The organism is Brevibacillus aydinogluensis (assembly GCF_961514395.1).
In the GTDB taxonomy this organism is placed as follows: domain Bacteria; phylum Bacillota; class Bacilli; order Brevibacillales; family Brevibacillaceae; genus Brevibacillus; species Brevibacillus aydinogluensis.
In genome coordinates this window covers 2,476,294-2,493,903 of sequence record NZ_OY569118.1, presented here as the reverse complement: position 1 = coordinate 2,493,903, position 17,610 = coordinate 2,476,294, and the positions used below count along the sequence as shown (strand labels likewise).

Genomic DNA, 17,610 nt, shown 5'->3' with positions numbered 1-17,610 from the left:
GCGCTTCCCCGCGTCAGTTTGCACCGGGCTCCCACCGTCCCCGGCTCGCTTCTGCTTTCTGACGGAGTACTCTCCTCTTCAGCGACAACGATATTCTTCTAGCATTATAGCGGCATCTCCTGCGGGATGCAACTCACTCTTCCGGTTTTTTCAGCAAATCGTCCAAATCGTGGAACAGGTCCCGCGTCAGCCGTTCCTTGTCGTCGGCCGACTGCCACTGCCGCTTGTACTGGGCCAGCTTGGCGAGCAGCGATCGTTCTGCTTCGGCCGCTTCCTTAAGATCGTGGTTTTCACTGGGATCAAACGGCATCAGCCGCTCATCCGTCCCGCTGCGCAGATAGGGAGAGCGCCAGTGATCGGGAAAGCGATAGGGCTGGTCGCCAAACAGAATGCCCAGCACGTCGTCCGATTCCAGCGGGAGGAAGTGGTCGTATTCGTCCCGCCTGCCTCCTTCAAACAGGTTGAGATGCGTAAACGAATAACGCAGGTAGTGCTGCCCCGTCGCTTGATTCTTGACGATTGAATATGTCTCAAAATCCGTGTGCTCCAACTCTTTCACCGTCTCCAGGCGAGAGAGGAATTCCTGTCGGTTACAGGGTACCAATTGATCCACAGCGGTTCGCTCCTTTGTACGGAATCGCTTTTCATCATAGCAAAAACGGACAGCGGCTGACAACGAACCAGCATCAGGCGCAAACGTCCCGCAGGGAACGGCAGGCGGACAGGGTTGTCCAGCGAAAAAAGAGCCTAGGTTTAGCTAGGCTCCTTGTTGATGTACGCACTCGTTTAGTTGCAGTCGTTCGAACACCCGACGATGACCAACAGGATAAACAGAACGAGCACAATTGCGAACGTGTCACCGAAAAAGCCGGAACCGCAGTAGGAAGTACTCATTGTTGTTTCCCCTCCTTTCCGTATGCTTTAGTCTATACACGAATGTGCCGGTTGTTGTGGGCGAATGACCAGCTCGCAAAAAATGGGCGGGGGCAGTCTGGAGAAAATAGACAAATTCTACATTGACGCGAGGAAAAGGGGGTGTTAAGATACATTCAAACATCGTTACCGTTTGACAAAACTGCATAACAGACAGTGACGACTCTTATCCAGAGAGGTTGAGGGACTGGCCCAATGAAGCCTCGGCAACCGGATTACCAGGTGCCAATTCCAGCAAAGCGTGTGCTTTGAAAGATAAGAGGATGGTCATGCGTGTATGTTTCGCGGACAAATCCTCTTCTTGTTGCACACAGAAGAGGATTTTTTATTGTACACGGACCAATGCGTGTGAGTTTGGAAGAAAAGGAGTTTGCCCCATGAAAATAAGTCTTCGTGAACAGCTTTACCGGAAAATTCTGATTCTGGACGGTGCGATGGGGACGATGCTGCAACAGGCCAGCCTGACTGCTGATGATTTTGGCGGTGAGGCCTACGAAGGCTGTAACGAGCTGCTCAATCTCACCCGTCCTGACGTGATCCGCTCCATTCATGAAAAATACCTGGAGGCGGGTGCGGACATCGTGGAGACCAACACGTTTGGTGCCACCTCGATCGTCCTGGCCGAGTACGACGTGGCAGACAAAGATCTGGAGATCAACATCGCTGCAGCCCGGCTGGCACGGGAAGCGGCTGATGCCTATTCCACCCCGGAGTGGCCGCGTTACGTCGCAGGCTCGATGGGGCCGACGACCAAGACGCTGTCTCTGACGGGAGGCGTCACCTTTGAAGAGCTGGTGGAAGCGTACTACCGGCAGGCGAAAGGGCTGCTGATCGGCGGCGTGGATGCGCTGCTTTTGGAGACCTCGCAGGACACCTTAAACGTCAAGGCCGGCGGCATCGGCATTCGCCGGGCGTTCGCGGAGCTGGGCAGGGAAGTGCCGGTGATGATCTCCGGCACGATTGAGCCGATGGGCACGACCCTGGCCGGGCAAACCATCGAAGCGTTTTACGTCTCGTTGGAGCATCTGAAGCCGATTACCATTGGTCTGAACTGCGCCACCGGGCCGGAGTTCATGCGTGACCATCTGCGCACGCTGGCGAATTTGGCCCAGTGCGGGGTGAGCTGTTATCCCAACGCCGGCCTGCCGGATGAAAACGGCCATTACCACGAGACGCCGAACGGACTGGCCGCCAAGATGCGGGCGTTTGCCGAGCAGGGCTGGCTCAACGTCGCCGGAGGATGCTGCGGCACGACGCCGGAGCATATCCGCGCGCTGGCGGAAGCATTGAAGGACTGCAAGCCCCGTGTCCCGGCCGGACAGCCGGTCAGCGCCGTGTCGGGGATCGAGGTCGTCTACGCGGAAGCAGACAATCGGCCGCTGCTTGTCGGAGAGAGGAGCAACGTGATCGGGTCGAAAAAATTCCGCGACCTGATCGCGGCCGGGAAGTACGAGGAAGCGTCCGACATCGCCCGCGCCCAGGTAAAGCGGGGGGCACAGATCATTGACATCTGTCTCGCCGACCCGGACCGGGATGAGTACGGGGACATGGAGAAGTTCCTGCAGTTTGTCATCAAAAAAGTGAAAGCGCCGCTGATGATCGACTCCACCGACGTGCGCGTCATGGAACTTGGACTGCGGTACTCGCAGGGCAAGGCGATTCTCAACTCGATCAACCTGGAAGACGGGCTGGAGCGGTTTGAACAGGTGGCGCCGCTGATTCACAAGTACGGCGCGGCTGTGGTCGTCGGCACGATCGACGAGACCGGCATGGCAGTCACCCGGGAACGGAAGCTGGAAGTGGCCAAACGCGCCTACGATCTGCTGGTCAATCGATTCGGGGTTAACCCGCGCGACATCATTTTCGATCCGCTGGTCTTTCCGGTGGGCACCGGCGACGAGCAGTACATCGGCTCCGCCCGCGAGACGGTGGAAGGCCTCCGCCTGATCAAGGAGGCGATGCCGGAGTGCAAGACGATTCTCGGCATCAGCAACGTCTCGTTCGGGCTGCCGGCGGCCGGACGGGAGGTGCTGAACGCCGTCTTCCTTTACCATACGACTCTGGCCGGACTTGATTACGCCATCGTCAATACCGAGAAGCTGGAACGCTACGCCTCCATTCCGGAAGAGGAGCGGCGATTGGCAGAGGCGCTCCTGTTTGAGACCAACGACGAGACGCTGGCCGCCTTTACCGAGTTTTACCGGCAGAAGAAAAAGGAAGTACGCGTGGAAGCGTCGTCGCTCACGCTGGAAGAGCGTCTGGCCCGTTACGTGGTGGAAGGCTCCAAGGACGGGCTGATGGACGACCTGAAGCTGGCGCTGGAGAAATACACGCCGCTGGAAATCATCAACGGTCCGCTGATGGCCGGGATGGAAGAGGTAGGCCGGCTGTTCAACGACAACCAACTGATCGTCGCGGAAGTGCTGCAGAGCGCCGAAGTGATGAAGGCCTCCGTATCGTTCCTGGAACCTTACATGGAAAAGACGGAGACGGCCACCAAAGGGAAAATTTTGCTGGCGACGGTAAAAGGGGACGTGCATGACATCGGCAAGAACCTGGTGGAGATCATCCTCGCCAACAACGGGTACGAAGTGGTCAACCTGGGCATCAAGGTGCCGCCGGAGCAGCTGATTGCCGCCTGCCGTGAAGAGCAGCCAGACGCGATCGGCCTGTCGGGCCTGCTGGTCAAGTCGGCGCAGCAGATGGTGATTACCGCCCAGGACCTGCGGGCAGCCGGGATTGACGTGCCGCTGTTGGTAGGCGGCGCGGCCCTGACCCGCAAGTTTACCTCCAACCGGATCGCGCCGGAGTACAAGGGAATCGTGCTGTACGCCAAGGACGCGATGGATGGGCTCGACCTGGTCAACCGCCTGCAGGACCCCGTGGAACGGGAAAAGCTGCGTGCGGCTCAGCAGGCAGCGGAAGAGGAAGCGTCGACGACGAAGCAGGCCGAAACAGCGGCGTCATCGCTCAAGCCGAAGCGCTCCGCCGTCAACCGCACCGTGCCCGTTCACGTGCCGCCCGACTGCGAGCGGCATGTGCTGCGCCACTATCCGATCAGCCATCTGCAGCCCTACCTCAACCTGCGGATGCTGCTCGGCAAGCATCTCGGCGTCCGCGGCAACGTGGAGAAACTGCTGGAGACCGGAGATGAAAAAGTGACCGGGCTGTATCAGCTGGTGCAGGAGCTGCTGGCGGAAGCCAATCAGGACGGCACGATCACGGCGCACGGGATGTATCAGTTTTTCCCCGCCCAGGCGGATGGCGACGACATCCTCGTCTACGATCCGCGCGACCACAGCCGTCTGCTGGAGCGCTTCCACTTCCCTCGTCAGCAGGAGGAACCGTATCTCTGTCTGTCTGACTTCCTCAGGCCAGTAGAGAGCGGCGAGATGGATTACGTCGGGTTTTTGGCCGTGACGGCCGGCTCCGGCATCCGCGAGCGCTCCGCCCTGTTGAAAGAGCGGGGGGACTACCTCCGTTCCCACGTCCTGCAGGCGCTGGCGCTGGAATTGGCGGAAGCCTTCGCGGAGCGGCTGCACCACGTGATGCGGGACGTCTGGGGCTTCCCCGATCCGGCGGAGATGACCATGCTGGAGCGGTTTGGTGCCCGTTATCAGGGGATTCGCGTCTCGTTCGGTTACCCGGCCTGCCCCAACCTGGAGGATCAGGCCAAGCTGTTCCGTTTATTGAAACCGGAGGACATTGGCATCCAGCTTACGGAAGGGTTCATGATGGAGCCGGAAGCCTCCGTCTCGGCGATGGTCTTCGCCCATCCGGAGGCGCGGTATTTCAACGCCGGCCCGTCCGCGTTCGACCTGTAGACCGATAGACTTTTCACAGAGCAATGGGAGAGAAGGGATGGATTTGACAGCCAAAAAAGATTTGCGCGAATATTTGCGAGACCACCTGCTGGTCGGGGATGGGGCGATGGCGACCCAGTTGTACCGTTCGGGGGTGCCGGTGGGCGTCAGTTTTGAGGAACTGTGCCTGACTAATCCGCGCCTGGTGTACGACGTGCACAAGGCGTATTACGAGGCAGGAGCGCGCTTAATGGAAACCAACACGTTCGGCGCCAATCGGGACGCGCTCGCCCGTTACGGGCTGGAGCACAAGGTGACGCGCATCAACCGCGTCGCCGTCACAATCGCCCGGGAGGCGGCACAGGACGACGCCTATGTCGTCGGCAGCATCGGCTCCATCATCGCCGGACGGGTGCGGAAAAAAGTGCTGGACGAGTACCGCGATCAGTTTGAAGAGCAGGCGATCGCGCTGCTGCACGCCGGAGTGGACGGCTTGATTCTGGAAACGTTTCTCGACCTGGAGGAACTGCTGCTCGCGATTGACGTGATCCGCCCGCTCACCGGCCTGCCGCTGATTTGCCAGTTGGCGACGCTGGACGTGGGACGGACCCGTGACGGCTATACGCTGACGGAGGCGTTTTCCCAGCTGCAAAAGGCGGGGGCGGACATCATCGGTCTCAACTGTCGGCTGGGGCCGGCTGAGATTCTCCGCTCGTTCGAGAGCGCGAGCGTGCCGGATGGGGCGCTGCTCTCCGCCTTTCCCAATGCGGGCCGGCTCGGCATCAGCGACGGCGAGTACGCCTACAAGTCCTCACCGGAGTACTTTGCCGAGAGCGCGCTGCGCCTCCGGGAACAAGGCGTGCGCCTGTTGGGCGGCTGTTGCGGAACCACGCCGGACCACGTCCGGGCCATGGCGGAAGCGCTGAAGGGACTTGCACCGCTGCCGCGCGTCAACCCGTCCGAAGCGTTGACGGAGCGGCCGTCCGTCGCCTCGTACAGCGTCAGGGAGCGGCAGAAACCCAGCATCGTGGAGCGGGTCAAAACCGGCACTACAATTATTGTAGAATTTGACCCGCCAAAGGATCTGGACACAGAAGGATTCTTGACCGGCTGTTTTGAGCTGCACAAGGCCGGAGCGGACGCCATCACCCTGGCGGACAACTCGCTGGCCAACGTTCGGATGAGCAACATGGCGCTGGGAGCGATCATGAAAAGCCAGTACGGCATCGATCCGCTCGTACACATCGCCTGCCGGGACCGCAATCTGATCGGGCAGCAGTCTCACTTGATGGGACTGCACGCGCTCGGCATCGACCAGGTGCTGGTGGTGACCGGCGACCCCTCCCGCTTTGGTGACTTGCCGGGAGCCAGCTCGGTGTTTGATGTCACGTCGTTTGACTTGATCCGCATGGTCAAACAGCTCAACGAAGGCATCTCGTTCTCCGGCCGGCCGCTGAAACAAAAGGCGCAGTTCATCGTGGGCGCAGCCTTCAACCCCAACGTGCGCCACATCGAAGCCGCGATCAAACGGCTGGAGAAAAAGGTGGAGGCTGGAGCCGACTTCATCATGACGCAGCCTGTGTACGACGCAGAGTCAATCCGGCTCGTCCACGATGCGACGAAACACATCAAGATTCCGGTGTTTATCGGGATCATGCCGCTGACCAGCTCGCGCAACGCGGAATTTCTGCACAACGAAGTGCCGGGGATCAAGCTCTCCGACGAAGCGAGGGAGCGGATGAGGCGTGTTCAGGGAGAAGCGGCCAGACAGGAAGGCATCAAGATGGCCAAGGAGCTGCTGGACGTGGCCATCACCTACTTCAACGGAATCTATTTGATCACGCCGTTTAACTACTACCAGATGAGCGTGGAGCTGATCCAGTACGTTCGTCAGCAGAGCCAATTGCTGAAAACGGCCGCAAAGGCCTGATGCCTGCAACCAACCGTGCCAACATCACTCGGGCGGGCGGTATCGCCATCGGTACCGTCGTGCCCGAGTCTTTTTTTGGTGCATGCTGTCTGCCGTACCTTGCGGGGCGGGGGCTTACGTGCGTTGCGGATCGAGCGGATGCCACCCTTTCTCGCGCAGGAAACGGCTCAGCTCACCGAACATCGCCAGCCGTTCTTCCCGCGTATAGGAGGCGTTGGCGCCGCTGGTGGAGGGGATGACGAACAGATGGCTGCCGGCCCAATCCGCGGTTCCGAAGGCGAGCTGCGGCTGCAGGCCGAGCGAGACTGCTTCCTTTTTGCGCCCGGTGGCGTGACGGTACGCAGTAATGCCGTTAAAGCAGATGACCCGGGGACGGTACGTCTGGACCATCTGCCGGAACTGTTTCGCTCCGGCAGAGAAATCCGCTTCCCGCAGCTCACCGGAGGAGCGGGTGGGGCGACAGACCAGATCAGTGATGCCGTATCCGTACTCAAGCAGGCATGCCGTCTCTTCCGGCTTTAGCTGCCGGGGGGTAAGGCCGCCTTCGTACAGCCCGCGCCAAAACAGATTGGACGGATTGGCGTAGTGATAGCCGACTGTCGCCGATACACGCCCCGGATTAATGCCGCAGAACAGCACAATCAGATCGCGGCGGATGTAGGTGGGCAGCCATTTTTCAGTAAAGTGTACCACCGTTGCACCTCCTTTTGCCCCATTGAACACGACTTTGTATACACTGAGAGCGCCTCGACTTGCGAGCGCTCAGACTGAAGACAAACGGTTCATTGAATAAGCGTCCATAAGAAAATGATTTCCAGGCCGAAAGGCCTGACCATTCATCAACCGAAGCGAAAGACAATGTGCATCGCATGGAGAGATGGGCCAAGCGAGCTCCTTTGACGACCGGCTCAGCGGAAAAACGAAGACGCGGGGACCAACAGGGGACACAAGTCTCACTTCATCGAAACACCCAAATGTTTGTCCCCTGCCCGCGTCTCGTTTTGGAGCGGACTTCATCCGCTTCTGTGCTGGGCGTGAAGCGAGCGAGCGGGCCCGATCTCCCATGCGCCGCGAACTTTGTCTACACGCTGAGCGCCTCGACTTGCGAGGCGCTCACTCTTCTTACAGCTTGTAGATGTACGTGTACTTGCTTTCCAGATAGTCCATCAGGTACGATGCGTTGATCCCCTCGCCGGTGATCTCCTTCACCAGCTCGTTTGGGCTCTTTGTTTTGCCGTGCTGATGGATGCGCTCCTTCAGCCACTGACGAATCGGTCCAAACTCGCCCTTGGCCACCAGTTCATCGTAGCCGCTGAGCTCCTTGCGCATCACATGGGTAAACTGGGCGGCGTAGACGTTGCCCAACGAATAGGTGGGGAAGTAACCGAAGCTGCCTCCCGCCCAATGCACGTCCTGCAGCACGCCTTCCTTGTCGTTGGCCGGGACGATGCCGAGGTACTCCTTCATTTTGTCGTTCCAGATGGCGGGCAGGTCGGCCACCTTGATCGTTTGGTTGATCAGCCCTTTTTCAATCTCGTAGCGGATCATGACGTGCAGGTTGTACGTCAGTTCGTCCGCTTCCGTACGAATAAACGATGGAGTGACCTCATTGATCGCGCGGTAGAACTGTTCGACGTCCACACCGGCAAACTGAACCGGAAAGGCCTTCAGCAGATCACCGTAGAAATGCTGCCAGAACGGCAGGCTGCGCCCAATCATGTTTTCCCAGTAGCGGGACTGGGATTCATGGATGCCCATCGAAGTGCCTTCGCACAGCGGCGTGCCCAGCAGCTCCGGATTGATGTTTTGCTCGTACATGGCGTGACCGGCTTCGTGAATGCAGCTGAACAGCGCTGAGTTGAAGTCGTTCGGGTCGAAACGGGTCGTGATTCGGACGTCGCCCGGGTTGAACGACGTGCAGAACGGATGTACGCTGCGATCCATGCGTCCTGCCTGGAAGTCGTACCCGATCTTCTCCAGGACATATCGGCTGAACGCATCCTGCTCGCTCTCCGGGAAGTGTTTTTTCAGGAAAGACGTGTCCGGTTTGTGCGGCGACTCGGCGATGGCCGCCACCAGCTTGACCGTTTTTTCACGCAGGGTGGCAAAGATCGGGTCCAACTGGTCTACGGTCACGCCCGGCTCGTACAGATCAAGCAGGGTGTTGTACTTGTTTTTGCCGTCGCAGCCCCAGTAGTCGATAAACTCAAGCTGGAAGTCGACGATTTTTTCCAGATAGGGGCGGAACATGGCGAAATCGCTGTTGGCCCGCGCTTCCTCCCAGATGGTCTCCGCCTGCGAGGTCAGCACCACAAACTCCTGGTAGCGGTCCGCCGGAATTTTTTTGTTGCGGTCAAACTCCTTTTTGCACTCCAGTACCGTCGCCCGGGTGATGTGGTCGAGCGAATCAAGCACGGCTGGTTCGCTCAGTGCCTCCAGGTGTTCTTCCATTTCCTTGGAGGTGGCCAGTTTGAACTGTTCGCCAGACAGAACGCCGATCACCTCGGAGCGGGCGTCCATCCCTTTGCGCGGCGCCTGTGTGCGCATGTCCCAATGCAGCACGGCAAGCGCCTGGCCGAAGCTGGTCATTTTTTTCACATACTCGCGAAAAGCAGCTGCACGATTTTCCACAGAGCTTGTCATAGGGTTCCTCCCTTTTCTATGTAGGATGCACATGGTAGGATGCACATGCAGTCAAAAAATTTTTACTACTTTATAATCCACTATTATACCTGATCTGATGGAAAAGGAAAGATACGAACTGGCTCACACGTCAGTTTCATTCATTGAGTAATCGCCCACAAGAAAACGATTTTCAGGCCGGAAGGCCTGCCCATTCATCAACCGAAGCGGAAGACAATGTACATCGCATGGAGGGATGGGCCAAGCGAGCTCCTTTGACGACCTGCTCAGCGGAAAAACGAAAGACGCGGGGATACACAGGGGACACAAGTCTCACTTCATCGAAACACCCAGATGTTTGTCCCCTGCCCGCGTCTCGTTTTGGAGCGGACTTCATCTGCTTCTTTGCTGGGCGTCAAGCGAGCGAGTGGGCCCGATCTCCCATGCGTTTCGGACTTTGTCTACAAGCTGGAACTGGCTCACACGTCAGTTTGTCGTTATAATCGTTGTTATGGAATCCATTATGGAATACGCTATGGCAAAGAACTACGACAGGAGAATGAAGATGAGTCAAAAAAACCCCCAATGGGAACAAGAGATTGCCAGACGGCGCACCTTTGCGATTATCTCCCACCCGGACGCGGGCAAGACGACAATGACGGAAAAGCTGCTGTACTACGGTGGAGCGATCCGTGAGGCGGGGATGGTCAAGGGGCGGAAGAATTCCAAACACGCCACCTCCGACTGGATGGAAATCGAAAAGAAGCGCGGTATCTCCGTTACGTCCAGCGCGATGGATTTCGAATACAAGGGGCATCGCATCAACATTCTGGATACACCGGGCCACCAAGACTTCAGCGAGGACACGTACCGGACGCTGACGGCTGCTGACGCCGCGGTGATGATCATCGACGTGGCCAAAGGGGTAGAGGCGCAGACGATCAAGCTGTTCAAGGTTTGCCGGATGCGCGGCATCCCGATTTTTACTTTTATCAACAAGCTGGACCGACACGGCAAAGATCCGTTCGAGCTGCTGGAAGAAATTGAACGGGTGCTGGGCATCCGCTCCTACCCGATGAACTGGCCGATCGGCATGGGGAGCCACTTCAGCGGCGTGTATGACCGGATGAAATCGCGTGTGGAACTGTATGAAGACGGCTCGCAGCATGAGGACATCCGCTTCTTCGAGGTGAGCGGCCCGGACGATCCGCTGATCGGTGAACGCGTCGGTCAGGATTTGTGGCAGCAGCTTCAGGAGGAAATCGCCCTGCTTGACGTGGCGGGCGACGCCTTTGACATGGAGTTGATCGGCAAAGGAGAACTGACCCCCGTCTTTTTCGGCAGTGCGATCAGCAATTTCGGGGTGCAGACGTTCCTCGACAACTTTTTGCAAATGGCTCCGCCGCCGTCGCCCAAGAAGAGCAGTGTGGGCCTGATTGCCCCATGCAGCAATCCGTTTTCCGGCTTTATTTTCAAAATCCAGGCCAACATGAATCCGGCGCACCGCGACCGTGTGGCGTTTCTGCGCATTTGCTCGGGGCGTTTTGAACGCGGCATGACCGTCCGACACGTGCGACTGGGAAAAGATATCAAGCTGGCCCAGCCGGTGCAGTTTATGGCCCAGGACCGGGAAATTGTCGAGGAGTCGTACGCCGGAGACGTCATCGGCCTGTTCGACCCGGGCATCTTCCAGATCGGCGACACGCTCTGCGTCGGGAAGCCGTTCGAGTATGAAGAGATGCCCCACTTTTCGCCGGAGTTTTTCTCCCGGGTAATGGTAAAGGACGCGATGAAGCACAAGCAGTTCCAAAAAGGGATCATGCAGTTGACGGAGGAAGGAACGGTGCAGCTGTTCCGCACCTACCCGATGGAGGAGCTGATTCTTGGCGTGGTCGGGGTGCTTCAGTTTGAAGTGCTGGAGTACCGGCTGAAAGCGGAGTACGGGGTGGAGATCACGCTGACCCGCCTGCCGTACCAGATCGCCCGCTGGCTGGAAGGAGACAAGGCGGCGCTGGACGCCCTGAAGAACAAAACGGTGACGGACCGTTACGGCCGGCCGGTGATGCTGTTTGAGAGCGAGTACCAACTGCGGATGGCGATGGAAAAGTATCCAAACATCAAGTTCCACGAAAGCTCGCTGGGATTGAAAACAGTGCATGCCTAGGCGGCAACGGTACGAGCAAACCAACAAAGCACATTCGCCCATATGGTGCGAATGACATGTCCGATAAGGGAGACTCTCCAACCGGGGGAGTCTCCTTTTCTAACACCTGATAATCCCGTCAAACGTGCCTTCCAGTACTTTTTTCCCTCCTGGTTATAGCACTCCGCAGTGGCAGCGATTTCCGCCCGGCTTTCCTGCCGTTCGTAACGGGTGATGGTCACTTCACAGCGAATCGTGTCTCCCGTAAAGACCGGCCGGAGAAAGGTAAATGTCATGTTCCTGGCCAGAACATGCAGGTCCCCGCCAATTTTCGTCGGCAAGGTAGCGGTCAGCAAACCATGCACCACCAAACGCCCGTGTTCGTCCGGTGTAACATGGTGCGCGCCGTTGTCGCCGGAGATTCTGCAAAACTCCCGCACATCCTGCTCGGTAAATGTCCTCTCCCAGGTCAGGACATCGCCAGCCTGCATAAGCATCCTCCTTTTCTTCTGCGTCCGGTTGCAACTGTAGGAAATACCAATTGGTTGGATTGGGCGCTTGTCAATTTTGGTATTATACAAAATATTCTGTCTAAACGTCAACAAAGGGAACGCAACACCTCCCGAGGACATCACCATGATCCGAAAAACCAATCGGGTGCCTCCTGGTAAGACAGCTCCTTTCTATGTGGACGACCTGCGTCATATAGATGGGAGATAGAGAAGGGAGTGGAAGGAAATGCGGGTTCTCCTGTTTGTCGTCTTGTTTCTCGTATCGTTTGACATGCATGCGCAGACGCCACTGCTTGCGCCGTACATGCTCGTGCTGGGGGCGTCGGGGGCGATGATCGGCGTGGTCCTGGGGGCGTACGCGATCAGCAACCTGGCCGGCAACCTGATCGCCGGACCGTTTTTGGATCGCTTTCCGAAAAAGTGGTTTGTCGCCGGAGGGCTGCTCCTGGCCGGGCTGATCCTGAGCGGCCAAGGGGTGGTGCAGGCGCCGGAGCATTTCTTCGTGCTGCGCCTGATTTTGGGGTTTTTGATGGCGTTTGTCTCACCGGCCTGTTTTGCCATGCTGGGGGAAACCGGACAGACGAGGGCGGAACAGGGCGAACTGATGGCGAAAAACGGGATGGTGCTGACGACAGCGGCGATCGTCTCGCCTGCGGTGGGCAGCTTCCTGGCGGTACAGTTTGGTTACGGGCAGTCGTTTGTCATCCTGGGCGGCATCATGGGAGCTGCCGGGGTGTTTGCCCTGTTGGTCCTGCCCGGCCGCCGAGCGGGCGGCGGGAGCGCATCCGTCAGCGCTGCCAACAACGCCGACAATGCGGCCGTCGCTGCCCGCCTGCCGCAGATGTCTTCGCTGCTGGCCGTGGTGGCAAACCCGTACCTCTATCCCGCCTTTGTCGGCGGGTTTGCCGTCGTCTACGCGCAGGGGGTGCTGATTTACGAGGTCCCCATGCTCATCCAACGGAGCGATCTGTCGCCTTCTGTGACGGGTATTTTGTTCAGTCTCAAGGGATTGGGGGCGCTTGCGGCGCTCAGCCAGTTCTGGCTGGCCCGCACGTCTCCGGAGCAGCGCACGCTCGTCGGCCTCTGCCTGATGAGTCTGCTTGCGTACGGGCTGGCGATTGGCCTGGATGTGTCGCTGTATGTGATGATGTTTCTGTTCGGCATCTGTTCCGGCCTTCTGTTCCCGGCCTTGTCCACTGTTTTGATGCTTCACGTGCCGCGCGAGCTGTACGGGAGCGCGTTCAGCCTGTTTTCCGCCGTCACCTCCGCCGGTGCCATTCTCAGCCCGATTGTGGCGGGCCTCATCGACAACTGGAACCACTCGTTCTTCATTGTCTTTTTTGTCACCGGCGGCGCGTTTTTGCTCGCCGGTCTGCACCGGCTGATCCGGCAGGGAGCGGCAACGCCGATTGATCGCTAAACGGGGAAAGGCGATCTCACTTCACAATGTCATCGGATGGAGTAGGTCCTTTTGCCACCGGCAGATCGTAGGAGCACCAGTCGCTCCAACTGCCGGGGTACAGTTTGGCGTCAGTCCGTCCGATGGAGTGCAGGGCCAGGAGATTGGTGCAAGCGGTCACGCCGGAGCCGCAGTAGACGATGATCTCCTGCCCGTCCAAGGGGGCAAACCGCTCCCGCAGCCGTTCAGGCGGCAGCATCGTGCCGTCCGCGGAAAGGTTGTCCTTGTAAAAGTAGTGCAGGGCGCCGGGAATGTGTCCCGCTTTTGGATCGAGCGGTTCCTGTTCGCCGCGGTAGCGTTCGCTGGCGCGGGAGTCGATCAGCGCGGTATGTTCGCCGCGTTCCTGCACACTGCGGATGTCCGCCAGCATGTCCGGCTGCACCCGGGGGACAAAGGAGCGCGGAGCGGGAGTGGGCACATCGGCCGTCACCGGATAGCCAGCCTTCTTCCAGGCGGCAAATCCGCCGTCCAGCACGGCCGCCTTTTCGTGCCCCAGATAGCGGAGCAGCCACCAAAGCCGGCCGGCCATGGACATTTCCTGATCGTCGTAGGCGATCACGGTGACATTTTCGTCAATACCTGCGAGGGACAGGCGGGCGGCCAGCGCTTCCGGATCAGGCAGCGGATGGCGTCCGCCATGTGTCTGTTTGGGACCGGACAAATCCCGCTCCAGATGGAAATAAAGGGCGCCGGGGATGTGCTCCTGCCGGTACTGCTCCTCGCCGAGAGCGGGGTTGTTCAGGGCAAAGCGGCAGTCGATGACGCTTAGCCGGTCGTCCTGGAGGTGTTCGTACAGCCAACGGGGAGTAACGAGCGGTTGCATGATTCACCCTACTTTCTTTTTTCTTCCATGATAGCAGATAGCCCGTTTACGTGAATCACTTTTCAGAAAAAAGAATCCGCACCGGCAGGAGAAGCGAACTGTACCTTTCGTCTGTTCGCCAGCGTCCGCTCGTTCCTTCTATTAATCGTTTCGTCCGCCCAAACTTACATATCGTGGTAAAAATGTTGTATTTTCCATGATCTGTATTATGTTTAAAGAGGGACGCGACATCGGACAGCGAGGCGGAACAGCAAAACGCTTCGCGTGGAATGAGGGAGGCCCAACCATGAAGATAGCAAAAATGAAGCCGTGGGAAGCGTATCGAGCCAGCCTGATTCTTTGCAACCATTTCTTTCAAACCGGCGATCTGACGTATCGGGCATGGATGAATCACCCGCTGAAAAAATTCCTGTTTCAATATCTGGTTTTTCCATTCGTCTGCATGCTGTTTTTTCAGGGGATAAAGCTGGTTGACGCTGAGAGTGGTTCGGAAATAGGCTTCATGTTTGTCATGTACCGGAATCAGGTTGCGATTGGGACGGACATCTTCATCCATCCGGAATATCAGGCAAAAGGAGCTGGATTCGCGTTCCTGGTTCGTTATGCCCAGTATGCACATCAGAAAGGACTGCGCTATTTTATCGGAAAAATCTCCAGTGAAAATAAACCATCATTAAAGCTCACTACGAAAAAGATGGGAATGACTCGCTATTACGATCGCGTCATACTCATCCCGGAGGCCAACATTCCAAAGCATGATTATGTATACAACCGGCTCCAGCTGAACCGATTGCCGAAGAAGGCGGTAAAGGAAGCGCTGCAATTCGTCGCCAACCAGATGTTTTCCCGACAGTTTCAAACACATGTCGAGGGAATGGGAGGCGTAATCGAGCCCCTGTGGCTGGGGGCCGTGCACGAGCTGCGTTATGAGGGGGAGTTGGTCGGCTACGCTTCCGTATCCACTACGGACAGTCATCCAATCGTCCGGATATGTTTTCTGCCGAAATGGTGGGAGAGCGAGTTGGAGACCGCATTCGTTTCCTATCTTGCACGAAAATTGATAACAAAACAGCAGGCGAAAAGCGGTTTGATCGGCGTCCAGGCAGGGTGTTCCGAGCATCACATGCAGCTGGCGGGCAAGCTGAAAGAACTCGGAGCAGAAGAAAAGGAGCACGAGGAAGTAGCTGTCGTCGGACTGTTCGAGCAATTGGCACAGCTGGGTGAACGAGAACAGGTCGCATCGTTTTCCTCCTAGCGAACATCCGCATGCTCTTGAAAGGAGGTGATAGGAATGAACAAAGAGCAACTCCTGAAAGCTGTTGCCAACCCTGCAGCTGCTGAAAAGAAAGCAGATGTTGGCACGATCATCTGGACTATTCGCTTGCTGTAATCGCAGGCGACAGACAGGATTGAACGTCAGGTTCAATCCTGTCTATCCCATACATAGGAGTGATTTGCGATGATTGGAATTTTGGTCAAAGACAACCGTGATTTGGCCGCCCAATTGGCGAATCATTATCAATTGTTCAATCTCTCCGCCCGTGTCATCGAATCGTTGGAAGAGCAGCGGTCGGAGATTGATTTGCTTGTTGTGGTCAATGCCGGTACGTTCGGCAGTCAGATAAACCAACTCATGCGAAAAGAAGGGAAACGCTGGCTTCATGTTCTATGGGACCGAGGGAGAGTGCTTGCAGGTCCCGTATTTCATCCTACGGAAGGTCCCTGCTTTGAGTGCCTGTCGCTTCGGATGAAAGCCAATATGGTCGAGGAGCCGGAACGTCCCGAGATTCCCGAATGCCTGGAAGAAAACGTGCGCCGGATGATGTGTGACGCTGTCGCATTGGAAACGTACAAATTTGTCTCCAAGGATCACCGCGCAGGGGCTGCCCATATTACGGACCAGATGTTGGAGATTGACTTTTTGACGCTTGAAGGGGAGCTTCATCCCGTCCTGCGTGTTCCAACCTGCCCTGTGTGTGGTGTGGAAACCCGCATCCATCAATATGTACAGCCGTGGATGACCCGCTTTTCGGAGGTTGGCTCATGAGCAGAAAGCGATTGGCAGGCGACTGGAAAGACGTTTCTTCTCTCGGTGCGCTGCGTTCGGTTGTCAGTCGGTATGGCGGCATTGTGCGATGGTTCGCTGATTGCTTGAATGATCCCGGCGATCAAAAACTGTATGCGGCGATGGCGGCGCCCACCTACGCGAACGAATTGGTGCCTGGGATCAGCGGCAGCCCCGAGATTACGACGGGGGTTGGATTTACCCGGGAAGAAGCAAGACGTTCCGCTGTAGGGGAAGCCATCGAACGTTACTGCGGCTCGTACTACGTGCGTTCCGGAATGGCATTGGCTTCCTGGAGAGAACTGAAGGGAGCGGTTCATCCGGAGCGTTTTGCCTGGTTTCATCCGGATCAATATTTGCAAGAGGATTTTCCCTTTGTGCGGTTTACGGAGGACACCAAGGTGAGATGGGTGCCCGGATACAATTTGACACGGGGGCAAGAGGTATGGGTCCCGGCGGCAGCAGTATGGGAAAATTATCTTCCCGGCGAGGACGAAGCGCTCGTGTGGAGAGGGTTGACCACGGGACTTTCATGCGCCCCCACAGCGGAAGAAGCCGTATTGCGGGGGATATTGGAAATCGTCGAACGGGACTCGTATTCCATCATGTGGCACAACAAACTAAGTTTGCCCAGGCTGAATGTGGAAAGCAACAAGCGGCTTCATGAGATCTACCAACAGTATTTTGCCGCGGAACACTTCCGGTATCATCTGGTTGATACGACCACGACGCTTGGCATTCCTGCAGTTTGCGCCATCATGAAAGCGCCGAATGGACGAACCATTGTCGGAGCCGCTTCCCGCCCTTCCCTGGAGGAAGCATGCATTAAGGCGCTGTGTGAGATTGCGCAGCAGTGGATGGGATGCCGCTACCTTTCTACCAAATACATTCACTTTACCCTCACGCCTGACGAAGTTGAGGATTTCGTGCTGCGTCCGTTCTTCTATTGTGACGAGCTGAACCACAGCCATGCAGCATTCGTCTATCAGTCAACGGTCGAAAACGATGTGCCGGCGGGGAAATGGCTGTCCGAACTGAATGTGACGGAGGAGTTGGACAAGTGTATCGCAGCGCTGGAACGGAACGGACTAGAGGTGATTGCCGTCGACATTACATTGCCGGACGTCAGACAGCTCGGCTTGCACGTCTATCGGGTCATCGTTCCCGGGGCGGTCGACATTACGCGCAGTGAAAAGGAAAAGGTTGCGGGCGGAACCCGGCTTTATCAGGTGCCTGTTGAGATGGGATACCTGGACCGTCCCTACACATACCACGAATTGAATCCCATGCCACATCCCCTTCCGTAACAGAGCCGTTGGA

At 57.4% G+C, this 17,610-nt stretch carries 12 protein-coding genes, 1 pseudogene and 1 riboswitch; of the genes and pseudogenes, 7 read left to right on the top strand and 6 right to left on the bottom strand.

Going from position 1 to position 17,610, the window contains the following annotated elements; genetic code table 11:
* Positions 1 to 133: 133 nt before the first annotated feature.
* Positions 134 to 613, bottom strand: coding sequence for a hypothetical protein (locus tag Q7F15_RS12285; RefSeq protein ID WP_212132794.1), 480 nt, complete (start codon positions 611 to 613; stop codon positions 134 to 136).
* A gap of 173 nt (positions 614 to 786) precedes the next feature.
* Positions 787 to 894 (bottom strand): YjcZ family sporulation protein, encoded by a 108-nt coding sequence (locus Q7F15_RS12280; RefSeq protein WP_171566526.1) that lies wholly within the window; start codon positions 892 to 894, stop codon positions 787 to 789.
* Between the two features lie 202 nt (positions 895 to 1,096).
* A riboswitch (SAM riboswitch) is annotated at positions 1,097 to 1,195 on the top strand.
* A 115-nt stretch (positions 1,196 to 1,310) separates the two neighbouring features.
* Between Q7F15_RS12280 and metH the strand changes: the two genes are divergently transcribed.
* The gene (gene metH, locus Q7F15_RS12275; protein ID WP_230076803.1) at positions 1,311 to 4,757 is read left to right on the top strand and encodes a methionine synthase; all 3,447 of its coding nucleotides are present in this window, start codon (positions 1,311 to 1,313) and stop codon (positions 4,755 to 4,757) included.
* Positions 4,758 to 4,794: 37 nt separating this feature from the next.
* A complete protein-coding gene (locus Q7F15_RS12270) occupies positions 4,795 to 6,666 on the top strand; it encodes a bifunctional homocysteine S-methyltransferase/methylenetetrahydrofolate reductase (RefSeq protein WP_171566528.1) in 1,872 nt (623 codons plus the stop codon).
* 114 nt (positions 6,667 to 6,780) lie between these two features.
* Here the strand turns inward: Q7F15_RS12270 and Q7F15_RS12265 are convergent, their stop codons facing one another.
* Complete coding sequence (locus tag Q7F15_RS12265; protein WP_171566529.1) at positions 6,781 to 7,359, bottom strand: mismatch-specific DNA-glycosylase; 579 nt, start codon at positions 7,357 to 7,359, stop codon at positions 6,781 to 6,783.
* Between the two features lie 429 nt (positions 7,360 to 7,788).
* Complete coding sequence (locus Q7F15_RS12260; protein WP_304414430.1) at positions 7,789 to 9,309, bottom strand: carboxypeptidase M32; 1,521 nt, start codon at positions 9,307 to 9,309, stop codon at positions 7,789 to 7,791.
* A 544-nt stretch (positions 9,310 to 9,853) separates the two neighbouring features.
* Here Q7F15_RS12260 and Q7F15_RS12255 point away from each other — a divergent pair.
* The gene (locus tag Q7F15_RS12255; protein WP_304414429.1) at positions 9,854 to 11,452 is read left to right on the top strand and encodes a peptide chain release factor 3; all 1,599 of its coding nucleotides are present in this window, start codon (positions 9,854 to 9,856) and stop codon (positions 11,450 to 11,452) included.
* A 99-nt stretch (positions 11,453 to 11,551) separates the two neighbouring features.
* Here the strand turns inward: Q7F15_RS12255 and Q7F15_RS12250 are convergent.
* A pseudogene (locus Q7F15_RS12250) lies at positions 11,552 to 11,928 on the bottom strand (MaoC/PaaZ C-terminal domain-containing protein).
* Positions 11,929 to 12,169: 241 nt separating this feature from the next.
* Between Q7F15_RS12250 and Q7F15_RS12245 the strand changes: the two are divergent.
* A complete protein-coding gene (locus Q7F15_RS12245; protein ID WP_230076807.1) occupies positions 12,170 to 13,363 on the top strand; it encodes an MFS transporter in 1,194 nt (397 codons plus the stop codon).
* Between the two features lie 16 nt (positions 13,364 to 13,379).
* Here Q7F15_RS12245 and Q7F15_RS12240 read toward each other — a convergent pair whose 3' ends face one another.
* Positions 13,380 to 14,225 (bottom strand): sulfurtransferase, encoded by an 846-nt coding sequence (locus Q7F15_RS12240; protein ID WP_304414428.1) that lies wholly within the window; start codon positions 14,223 to 14,225, stop codon positions 13,380 to 13,382.
* Between the two features lie 286 nt (positions 14,226 to 14,511).
* Between Q7F15_RS12240 and Q7F15_RS12235 the strand changes: the two genes are divergently transcribed.
* The 3 genes from Q7F15_RS12235 to Q7F15_RS12225 all read left to right on the top strand — a co-directional run bounded on the left by Q7F15_RS12235 (position 14,512) and on the right by Q7F15_RS12225 (position 17,597).
* Positions 14,512 to 15,480, top strand: coding sequence for a GNAT family N-acetyltransferase (locus Q7F15_RS12235; protein ID WP_304414427.1), 969 nt, complete (start codon positions 14,512 to 14,514; stop codon positions 15,478 to 15,480).
* A gap of 204 nt (positions 15,481 to 15,684) precedes the next feature.
* On the top strand, positions 15,685 to 16,272 hold the full coding sequence (locus tag Q7F15_RS12230; RefSeq protein ID WP_230076809.1) for a TOMM precursor leader peptide-binding protein: 588 nt from the start codon (positions 15,685 to 15,687) through the stop codon (positions 16,270 to 16,272).
* Positions 16,269 to 17,597, top strand: coding sequence for a YcaO-like family protein (locus Q7F15_RS12225; protein ID WP_304414426.1), 1,329 nt, complete (start codon positions 16,269 to 16,271; stop codon positions 17,595 to 17,597). Before Q7F15_RS12230 ends, Q7F15_RS12225 begins: the two co-directional genes overlap by 4 nt.
* Positions 17,598 to 17,610: the final 13 nt, after the last annotated feature.

What these genes read in the sequence shown, in the direction of transcription:
- Q7F15_RS12280 (WP_171566526.1), bottom strand. Translation starts at nt 894, where the DNA reads ATGAGTACTTCCTACTGCGGTTCCGGCTTTTTCGGTGACACGTTCGCA.
- metH (WP_230076803.1), top strand. Translation starts at nt 1,311, where the DNA reads ATGAAAATAAGTCTTCGTGAACAGCTTTACCGGAAAATTCTGATTCTG.
- Q7F15_RS12270 (WP_171566528.1), top strand. Translation starts at nt 4,795, where the DNA reads ATGGATTTGACAGCCAAAAAAGATTTGCGCGAATATTTGCGAGACCAC.
- Q7F15_RS12260 (WP_304414430.1), bottom strand. Translation starts at nt 9,309, where the DNA reads ATGACAAGCTCTGTGGAAAATCGTGCAGCTGCTTTTCGCGAGTATGTG.
- Q7F15_RS12255 (WP_304414429.1), top strand. Translation starts at nt 9,854, where the DNA reads ATGAGTCAAAAAAACCCCCAATGGGAACAAGAGATTGCCAGACGGCGC.
- Q7F15_RS12245 (WP_230076807.1), top strand. Translation starts at nt 12,170, where the DNA reads ATGCGGGTTCTCCTGTTTGTCGTCTTGTTTCTCGTATCGTTTGACATG.
- Q7F15_RS12240 (WP_304414428.1), bottom strand. Translation starts at nt 14,225, where the DNA reads ATGCAACCGCTCGTTACTCCCCGTTGGCTGTACGAACACCTCCAGGAC.
- Q7F15_RS12235 (WP_304414427.1), top strand. Translation starts at nt 14,512, where the DNA reads ATGAAGATAGCAAAAATGAAGCCGTGGGAAGCGTATCGAGCCAGCCTG.
- Q7F15_RS12230 (WP_230076809.1), top strand. Translation starts at nt 15,685, where the DNA reads ATGATTGGAATTTTGGTCAAAGACAACCGTGATTTGGCCGCCCAATTG.
- Q7F15_RS12225 (WP_304414426.1), top strand. Translation starts at nt 16,269, where the DNA reads ATGAGCAGAAAGCGATTGGCAGGCGACTGGAAAGACGTTTCTTCTCTC.